9 protein-coding genes are annotated in these 8,341 nt (G+C 68.1%); 7 read left to right on the forward strand and 2 right to left on the reverse strand.

Features of this window, described 5'->3' with window-relative positions; all coding sequences use genetic code 11:
* Positions 1 to 753 precede the first annotated feature (753 nt).
* The 6 genes from AC559T_RS06600 to AC559T_RS06625 all read left to right on the forward strand — a co-directional run bounded on the left by AC559T_RS06600 (position 754) and on the right by AC559T_RS06625 (position 5,740).
* A complete protein-coding gene (locus tag AC559T_RS06600; protein WP_498868107.1) occupies positions 754 to 1,137 on the forward strand; it encodes a hypothetical protein in 384 nt (127 codons plus the stop codon).
* The gene (locus AC559T_RS06605; RefSeq protein WP_498868108.1) at positions 1,131 to 1,361 is read left to right on the forward strand and encodes a helix-turn-helix transcriptional regulator; all 231 of its coding nucleotides are present in this window, start codon (positions 1,131 to 1,133) and stop codon (positions 1,359 to 1,361) included. The genes AC559T_RS06600 and AC559T_RS06605 overlap by 7 nt, the downstream gene beginning before the upstream one ends.
* A complete protein-coding gene (locus tag AC559T_RS06610; RefSeq protein ID WP_498868109.1) occupies positions 1,358 to 2,341 on the forward strand; it encodes an NAD(P)-dependent alcohol dehydrogenase in 984 nt (327 codons plus the stop codon). Before AC559T_RS06605 ends, AC559T_RS06610 begins: the two co-directional genes overlap by 4 nt.
* A gap of 19 nt (positions 2,342 to 2,360) precedes the next feature.
* Positions 2,361 to 2,561, forward strand: a complete 201-nt coding sequence (locus AC559T_RS06615) for a hypothetical protein (RefSeq protein ID WP_498868110.1) — start codon at positions 2,361 to 2,363, stop codon at positions 2,559 to 2,561.
* A 437-nt stretch (positions 2,562 to 2,998) separates the two neighbouring features.
* On the forward strand, positions 2,999 to 4,348 hold the full coding sequence (locus AC559T_RS06620; RefSeq protein ID WP_498868111.1) for a helicase-associated domain-containing protein: 1,350 nt from the start codon (positions 2,999 to 3,001) through the stop codon (positions 4,346 to 4,348).
* Between the two features lie 294 nt (positions 4,349 to 4,642).
* Positions 4,643 to 5,740, forward strand: a complete 1,098-nt coding sequence (locus tag AC559T_RS06625) for a YciI family protein (protein ID WP_498868112.1) — start codon at positions 4,643 to 4,645, stop codon at positions 5,738 to 5,740.
* A 235-nt stretch (positions 5,741 to 5,975) separates the two neighbouring features.
* Here AC559T_RS06625 and AC559T_RS06630 read toward each other — a convergent pair whose 3' ends face one another.
* Together AC559T_RS06630 and AC559T_RS06635 are read right to left on the reverse strand one after the other, a co-directional pair.
* The gene (locus tag AC559T_RS06630; protein WP_498868113.1) at positions 5,976 to 7,013 is read right to left on the reverse strand and encodes a hypothetical protein; all 1,038 of its coding nucleotides are present in this window, start codon (positions 7,011 to 7,013) and stop codon (positions 5,976 to 5,978) included.
* Between the two features lie 246 nt (positions 7,014 to 7,259).
* Complete coding sequence (locus tag AC559T_RS06635; protein WP_498868114.1) at positions 7,260 to 7,802, reverse strand: COG4315 family predicted lipoprotein; 543 nt, start codon at positions 7,800 to 7,802, stop codon at positions 7,260 to 7,262.
* A 266-nt stretch (positions 7,803 to 8,068) separates the two neighbouring features.
* Here AC559T_RS06635 and AC559T_RS06640 point away from each other — a divergent pair.
* Positions 8,069 to 8,341, forward strand: a 273-nt coding sequence (locus AC559T_RS06640; protein ID WP_498868115.1) for a sigma-70 family RNA polymerase sigma factor, incomplete at its 3' end; no start/stop codon positions are given.

Below are 8,341 nucleotides of genomic sequence, written 5' to 3' on the forward strand. Positions count from 1 at the left end.
TCCATCTCTGCACAGCACGGTCGGGTCGGCCGCCCCGCGCGGCATGTGGAAGGTCACGCTATGGAGGTTCGCATTGGTGCTGGTCGCCGCGATGCCCGATCTGGCCAAATGCCCAGATCACACCGATGGTCGCGGTGACCAGTGCACCCAACCAGCACTAATGCGAACCTGAACCTGCAGGTCACCGGCCCGACGCTGTCCATCGAGCCCGCCCACGCGAAGATTCGGCGTGCTGGCTATGCCGGCAATATGAACGCCAGGAGCTCCTGAGCTCTCTGCCCGCGTCGACGAGGACCGAACCCTGGACGCGACGGGGACTGGGAGATCCTTGGCCTCGGGGTCGTGGTGAGCGATGGTCGGCCCGTCCAGGGTCATCGCCTCCAACACGCCATCCGGCCCGCCGACGCCGCCGGGCGCGACGGCCAGGAGGCCGGCGGGCGGGATGGGGCCCCGGTCGAGGTGGACCTTGAGGCGCCGGAGCTGCCGGCCAGGCTGGACGAGCTGCGACGCCGGTGGGACGCGCCCGCCGGGGCCGCCCGGGTGCGCCGCCGTTGCGGCTTGTGCTGGTGGGCCGGCCAGCACGGTTCGGGCTGGCGCGGTCCTCGATCGGGCGGGGGCGCCAAGCCTCATGTAAAGAGTTCTAGACATGAGGTCAAAGATTCATTACCTTTGGGGTGTCAAAGATTTTGGACATCGAGGGGTCGAGGCATGACACACGAGCAGAAGCGGGCGTGGATCAGACTCGTCGTCGCCGTGGTTGCCTACGCCGCCTACGCGGTCGTCATCGTGGGACGGGCCGACGGACGCCCGTTGCCTGACGTGCCGTACGTCGCGACGCTGCTGTGGAGCGTCGGTGCGGCCATCGCCGCGTCGATCGTGGTGGAGATCGCGATTGGCGTGACGAACCCGAAGGCATCCCGCGTTGTGGACGAACGCGACCGGGAGATCGGGCGGCTGGGTGAGCACGTTGCTCAGTCGTTCGTGGTCATCGGTGCGGTCGCGGCGATGATCATGGCGATGGTCGAATGGGACACCTTCTGGATCGCCAACGTGATCTACCTCTGCTTCGTGCTGTCGGCCATCCTCGGCGGCATTACCAAGGTCATCCTGTACAGCAGGAGCATCCCGCAATGGTGAAGCCGACCCGCGTGACGAACCGCATCCGTGCGTTGCGCTTCGCCAACGGCGAGATGACGCAGGCCGAACTTGCCGAGCGTCTCGGCATGACCCGGCAGACGGTCATCGCCATCGAGCAGGGCCGGTACTCGCCGTCCCTCGAGACCGCATTCCGGATCGCCCACGTGTTCGGCGTCCGACTCGACGACGTGTTCCAGTACCCGGATCCGCAGGAGGAGCCATGATGAAGGCCATCGTTCAGGACGTATACGGACCGCCTGACGTGCTCACGCTGCGGGAGGTCGACAGACCCGCGATCGGCGACCACGAGGTGCTCGTGCAGGTGCATGCCGCCGGTGTTGATCCGGGCGTTTGGATCTTCATGGCTGGCCGGCCGTATGCTGTGCGTCTGGCGACCGGGCTGCGTAAGCCCAGGGCCGCGGTGCGGGGCCGGGCCTTCGCTGGTGTGGTCGCGGTGGTCGGTGCCCACGTGACCCGGTTCAGACCAGGGGACGAGGTATACGGGACGACCCCTCGCGGCACGTACGCCGAATACACAGCGGCGCGGGAGGACCGGCTGGCCCCCAGGCCCGCGAATGTGACGTTCGAACAGGCTGCGGCAGTGCCCATCTCCGCGCAGACCGCGTTGCAGGCCGTACGCGACCGCTGCGGCGTCCGGCTGGGACAGCGGGTCATGGTGATCGGCGCGGCGGGCGGCGTCGGGTCGTACGCGGTGCAGCTTGCCAAGGCGTACGGCGCGACGGTGACCGGCGTGTGCAGCGAGGCGCGGGCGGACCTGGTGCGCGCCATCGGCGCCGAGGACATCATCGACTACGCGCGCCAGGAGATCGACTGCCACGGCCCGGTGTACGACGTGGTCATCGACACCGCCGGGGACCGCCCGGTATCGCTGATGCGGCGCGCCCTGACGCCCCGCGGGACGCTGGCAATCATCGGCGGTAGCTACCGCAGGGGCCGGCTGCTCGGCGGCTACAGCCGGCAGATGCTGCGCGTGCCGCTGCTGTCGATGTTCGTGGGCCAGCGGCTGCGCAACGTCACCGCGACCGAGCGCGCCACGGACCTCACGGAACTCGCCCGGCTCATCGAGTCCGGCGCGGTCACCCCGATCGTCGATCGCGCCTATCCCCTGGCCGAGGTGCCCGATGCGATCCGCCACCTCACCGACGGGCACCCCGCCGGGAAGCTCGTCGTCACCGTCGCGTAGGCCCCTGTCCGCCACGGTGGTGCAGACGGATGTTGACTTCACCCAGGCCGCCGGCCAGTTCGGCGCGTGGGAAGGGCCCCCAGGCATGACCTTCGGCAGGCGCGGCAAGCCGTTCTACCAGTCAGGCCCATATGACAACCCCCGGAAGGTCATCGAAACCCTGGAGCGCACGGTCGGCCCGCCGCCCGCCTTCGACTACCTCGTCGCCAGCAGAGCGTGACAACCACGTAGCCAGTCCGGGCGCCGATACGCGCTCGTCTGCCGCATGCCGGTCGTTCACCGTCGCGGGAAGCCTCGGGTCATAGGCGGGGCGTGGGGGGCGAGCGTCTCGACCCGGCCGCATGAGATCCACCGACCCGGCCGGCTTGTCGGACTCCGCCGCGGCCGATACCGGCGCTGCCGGTGGGCGTGACATTTCGCGGGATCTGAAAGTAGGCACGACCTCATCTGTCGCGAGAGGGGGCCGTCCACGGCACGCGTTGATAAGGGGTTGAGCCTCGTTCGCGGCCGGCCACTCGGTGCCCAGCCCACGCTCCGAAGATCTAACCGTGTTCCACGATGGCCAATCCCAAATGGGGGTCTCTGCTTGTCTGCATGTTCGGATGGTTCCGCTCCTGACGGACCTTGGTGTCGGGGTGGGTCGTAGGGTCAGTGGGCATGGCCGTGGCGCAGGATGTGGACGGAGTAACGGACGGGTCATCCGGGGCGGACGGGCTGACCGTTCGCTTGACGGCGTGGGAGGCCCAAGCCAACGCGCTCGCGGTCCTCCAGCTGTGTGCGACCGGCAAGCTGCGGTGCAGTGAGAAGACACAGCGGCCGGGTGCGGCCACCGTCACGGCGGTCGCCGGAGTGTTGCTCCGCGGCGATTTCTATCTCACCGAGCCGATCGCGGCGTTCGCCTGGCCGCTGTTGCTGCAGGCCGGTGGGCTGGCAGAGGTTAGCGGGGGACGTCTGGTGCTGACAGCGCGGGGCCGGTCGGTGCTGGCCAAGCCGGCGGCGGAGACCATCCGGCAGTTGTGGAGGCGCTGGGTCGGCCATGCGGTCCTCGACGAGATGAGCCGGATCGAGACGATCAAGGGTCAGCGGTCCGCCCGGGCGCTGACCGCGGCAGGTCCCCGGCGCAAGGCCGTTGCCGAGGCGCTCGCGGCCTGCCCGCCAGGCGAGTGGGTGGCGGTGGACATGCTTTTCACCCGGATACGGCGTGGAGGACCGCCGTTCACCGTCGCACGTGACGTCTGGAAGCTGTACATCGAAGATCCGCAGTACGGCAGCCTGGGATATGATGGGTTCCACGACTGGCCGCTGCTGGAGGGTCGGTATCTGCTGTGTCTGTTGTTCGAGTACGCGGGCGCGCTTGGCCTGTTTGATCTCACCTACGGCGATCCGGTTGATGCCCGTGACGATTTCCGCGAGAACTGGGGCGCTGACGACCTGGACTTCCTCAGCCGGTACGACGGTTTGCGCGCCGTGCGGATGAACGCCCTCGGCGCCTATGCGTTCGGCCTGGCTGACCGGTACGAGCCCGAGGGGGACAGTACCGCAGCCGGTCCAGCGCTCAAGATCCTGCCGAACCTGGACATCGTCATCACCGGTGAGGTCCAACCGGCCGACGAACTCCTCCTGAGCGTTTACGGGCAGCGCACCTCCGATCGCATCTGGTCCCTGACCATCAAGTCGTTGATGGCCGCGATCGACGCGGGTAGGCCAGTCGAGGAGCTGCGGCGGTTCCTGGCCGACCGCGCGGACCACGAGCTACCGGCCACCGTTGCCAAGCTCTTCGAGGACGTCACTGCCCGCGCCGGCCAACTGCGGGATCTCGGGTTGGCACGAGTGGTCGAATGTGTCGACCCGGCGGTGGCCGCCCTCATCGCTAACGACCGCAAACTCCGCCGACTCTGCACCCTGGTGGGCGATCGTCACATCGCTGTACCCTTGCAACACGAGGCCGATTTCCGCGCAGCCCTGCGGAAGCTGGGATACGCCATACCTTCCTCGCCGGGGGCGTAGCACCGTCGAGATTCCGCGGCACGACCGGCATCGGATGCCCGGGTACAGCACTTTCCTGTATACCGGACATGACGAATCGAGACGGAGAGGCTTCGCGGGAGCTGTTCACCCGCCGCTGAGACCGCGCCAGGCGCGGTGTCTCGCCGACCACCATCCAGAAGCTGGCGGACCACGTACGGCTCCGCCGGAGCGTGGCCGATGTTGATATCTTCCCGTCGCTCATGCCACCCCCCGTAGGCGTCCCCGATCGCGGCGTTGGATCGGGATGGTGGTCGCTGTTCGTGGCAGTCGCGGATGCGGTCGGGTGGGTCCCGGGTGCCGGGTGGGGTGCACGATGGGAGTGTGTTCCACGTTCTGATCTTGCGCTACCGGGCGGGTGTCGGCCGGGCACCTGCCCTACGGGATGATCATGTCGCATATCTGGACCGGTGCCATGCGGACGGCATGTTTCTGGCGTCTGGGCAGATCCCGCCCGATGCCGGTGAGGTTGTTCTGGCAGTCGGTGGGCGCGGCGACCTCGAGACCGTCGCGGGGCAGGATCCCTTGGTGCGGTCGGGTGTGGCCGACTGGGAGATCCTTACCGTCGATCTGCAACGGGTTCACGAAGATCTGACGGCGTTGCTCGCGCCGGAGCCGGCGGTTGCAGATGCCGGCTGGGACAGTGATGCCCTTCGACAGATTCGGGCGGCCGGTGTGGACCTGGACGGGGTGCTCGCCGACCGGCCGATCTCGACGGTGCTCCAGCACGTCGGGCAGGCGCTGCTGGACGGTCTGGCCGCCGGCGAGCCCGGTCTGGCGGCGCAGGCCCGACGGTGCGTGGCGGAGCTACAGGAACGCTGCTGGCCGGGTGACGACATCCTCGTCGGCGAGTTGTCGGCTGCGCTGGGAGAGACGGGTGGTGCCCGGCCTGGGTCGCGATCGCGGCCGTTGCAGCCCGTTGCCGTGGATCTGGAAGAACTGGCCGGGTTCCTCGACGGTGACCCCCGCCAGGGCAGCGGTGTCGTCGACCTGTCCACCGGCGTGGTCTGGCCACCGGGTGTCTTCGAGTTCGCCGACGTTCCCGCCGAACTCGACGAGGACAACGAGGAGTTCGACCCGGACCGGTGGCTGTCCTACCGGCCGGACAGCGGCGAGGGCTACCGTGACATGCTCGATTTCACCGAGACGGTGCGCGACGGCCGGTGGAAAGACCGGCTGTGGCATACCCTCGATGGCCGTGGCGCTTTCCGGCGTTTCCGGGACATTCTCGATGACGCACCCGAAGGCTACCTGCGACGCTGGTACGTCTTCCGGGATGAACGCGCGCTCGGCCGGGCCCGGGCGTTCCTGGCCGCCGAGGGATACCGCGCCACGCCCCCAGGCAGCCACCCTCAGCAACTCATGGTCCGTTAAATGGTCGTTTACAGGAGTGGCCCATTGCCCCGGCCCGCCGGACCCGGGTCAAAGGCTTCGTCTACGTCGTCAACGGCACCATCACCCGCATCCGCACCGTCGACCCGGCCGGCAGCTGGTACGACGACCGCGGCAACGCCGACGCCCCCCTCATGACCAGGACCGAGGGCCTCGTCAACGTCCCGGCGGCCATGCCGGGTTTCGCTCGGCATGGCCGCTCGGGGCCGTACGGTGGCTACGGCGTGACCGTCAGCTGAGTGCTGACGCTTGTGCCGTTGGCCGTCGCGGTGAAGGTGACGGTCTCCGTGGTGCGGACCCGCCTCGCGGTCGTGACATTGACCGTGACGTTGGAGGCCCCGGCCGGAATGACGGTTTGCGACGGGACGCTCGCGACTCGCGGGTTGCTGGAGCTGAGAGTGACCGTCGTTCCGCCCGCCAGCGCGTCGCTGCTCAGGACCGGAAGCAGCTTGGCCGTGTTGCCGAGGCTGTTACCAGCCTTGACCGTCGCCGGAGAGGCAATCAGATTGATCAACGCCGGCTGTACCTCGCCGGTGCTCCCGACGTCGCGCACCTGCAGGTACATGGATGTCGGCGAGGAGCCGTTCGTGTCGGTGAGGGTGACGAAGGAACCCGTCTCGACATTCAGCATCCCGGTGCTACTGGTGCCCATGGCGAGGCGGAAGCGCGCATCCGGAAACCCTCCGTCGGCGGCGGAGAACTGGATGCTGTACCAGGCCCCGGTGGGAACGCTGCCGTTGAACTCGCCCGGATACAGGTTGGGTCCGGCGGTCCACCAGAACTGCTCCGCCTCGCTCAACGTGACGGTCGGGGTGGCCTCGTTCACGGCGGGGAAATCGCGTTCGATCTGGGCCACCTGCTCGCCCGGCAGTCCGGTGGCCGAATCCACGCCGTAGAAGCGGAAGGTGGCATGCACCGGCTCCGGCGACTGGTAGCCGAAGGTGAAGGAGCTGATCAGATGGCTGCCGCTGAACGGAACGTCGTCGGCGAACTCGGTGTCGCCTACTCCATAGTAGGTCGGATAGCTCGGAGAGCCGAGACTTGTGTTGCTGTAGAACTGGGTCTCCTCGGCGGCCTGGGCGACACCCGCGGACATCGCCAGTACCAGCGCCGCGGAGCTGCCGACGACCAGCTTGCGCAGCCCGTTGCGCCTGGCGTAGGTACGCCGTTTCATGGTGGTGGCTCCCTCGGACGAGCCGAGTGGCGCGGCGGCCTGAGGTGGCAGCGCCCGGGCGGTGCGACGGTGTTCTCTCATGCCTCCTGATACGACCCCGGTCCCGGTCCGGTTCAACGTCCGCCTGTCTCCGAAACGGCGGTAAACGGGCTGTCAAGGCCAATTAGGTTATCGGGATCGTTCCGGACCTCGCACGCCGGCTGTCAGACGGGATCTAGTATTGAGTCGACGGCTGCGAGCGCCCCGGACGCCGTCCGGGGCGCTCGACGTGTCACACAACTACTCGGCGTCGCGGAAATATTCGGAACCTTCGCCCGGCGGAGTGGGTCAGCCGCCTTCGATCGGGTTGCCGTCAGGTCCGACGACGAACCACTTGCCGCCGAACTTGTCGATTCCCTGCCCCATGACGGCCCCGGCCGTGGTGTCCTTGGCGAAGTAGTACAGCGGATGGCCGTGGTAGGTCACCTGAAGCGTGCCGTCCACTCGGGTGGTCGTGCCGATCTCGCTCGCCGTGACCTCGGAACCGGCTTCCGGTACCTGGGACACGACGTAGGGCGGCCATGCCGACGCGCAGTCCTGCGAGCAGACGGAGGTGGAGCCCCGGTCGGCTTCGAACAGGTAGAGCGTCAGGCCACCGCCGTCGACCAGGATCGTGCCGAACTGGCTGGTGCTGACGTCCAGCGTGGCGGCCGGTCCGGAGGTGGTCCCGCCGCCGCTGGCGGGGGTGCTGGTCGGCGATGGCGCCGGAGCCGACGACGTCGTCGCGGTTGTCGCGCTGCCCGCGGCGGCGCCCGACTCCCCGTCGCTGCCGCAGGCCACGAGGACGAGGCTTGTCACCCCAAGGGACAGGACCATCGCGATCTTCTTCATGCGGTCTCCCGATTCGGCTGCCGGCACCGCGGACGGGGCGTCCGCTGCCAGGCAGCGCTTGCGCTGATTCGTCCCGTGGCTCTACGAGCCCGCATCCCGAACCGGTTCAACGGCGCCGACGGTGACGAGCGTCACTCAAGACGAGCTGGCGGCCGCGTGAGGGCCAACTCCGGCGAACGGTTGAACCGAATTGAGCCAGCCGTCGTACACCCGGAACAGGCAGCGACAGTCGTCCTCCGTCAGGGTCGTCGTCAGTCAGGGGTGTCATGCGAAGAAGGGTGTCCCGCGAGGCGTCGGACGCGGAGGATGAAGTGATGGCCCGGCTGTACCGGGACCACCACAGGGTGCTGTTGTCGTTCATCGGCAAACACGTCGACGACCGCCACCGCGCCGAGGACATCGCGCAGGAGACGCTGTTGCGAGCTTGGCGCAATCTCGACTCGCTCCGGCCCGACGGAGTTCGCTCGTACCTGTTCACGATCGCCAGAAACGTCATCACCGACGCCTGGCGGGCCGAGCGGCGACGGCCGTCACTCGTT

The sequence above is a fragment of the Frankia sp. Hr75.2 genome (assembly GCF_949319125.1).
Lineage (GTDB): Bacteria > Actinomycetota > Actinomycetes > Frankiales > Frankiaceae > Parafrankia > Parafrankia soli.

Coding starts and splice junctions, on each gene's coding strand:
- AC559T_RS06610 (WP_498868109.1), top strand. CDS start 1,358: ATGATGAAGGCCATCGTTCAGGACGTATACGGACCGCCTGACGTGCTC.
- AC559T_RS06620 (WP_498868111.1), top strand. CDS start 2,999: ATGGCCGTGGCGCAGGATGTGGACGGAGTAACGGACGGGTCATCCGGG.
- AC559T_RS06625 (WP_498868112.1), top strand. CDS start 4,643: ATGCGGTCGGGTGGGTCCCGGGTGCCGGGTGGGGTGCACGATGGGAGT.
- AC559T_RS06635 (WP_498868114.1), bottom strand. CDS start 7,802: ATGAAGAAGATCGCGATGGTCCTGTCCCTTGGGGTGACAAGCCTCGTC.
- AC559T_RS06630 (WP_498868113.1), bottom strand. CDS start 7,013: ATGAGAGAACACCGTCGCACCGCCCGGGCGCTGCCACCTCAGGCCGCC.
- AC559T_RS06605 (WP_498868108.1), top strand. CDS start 1,131: ATGGTGAAGCCGACCCGCGTGACGAACCGCATCCGTGCGTTGCGCTTC.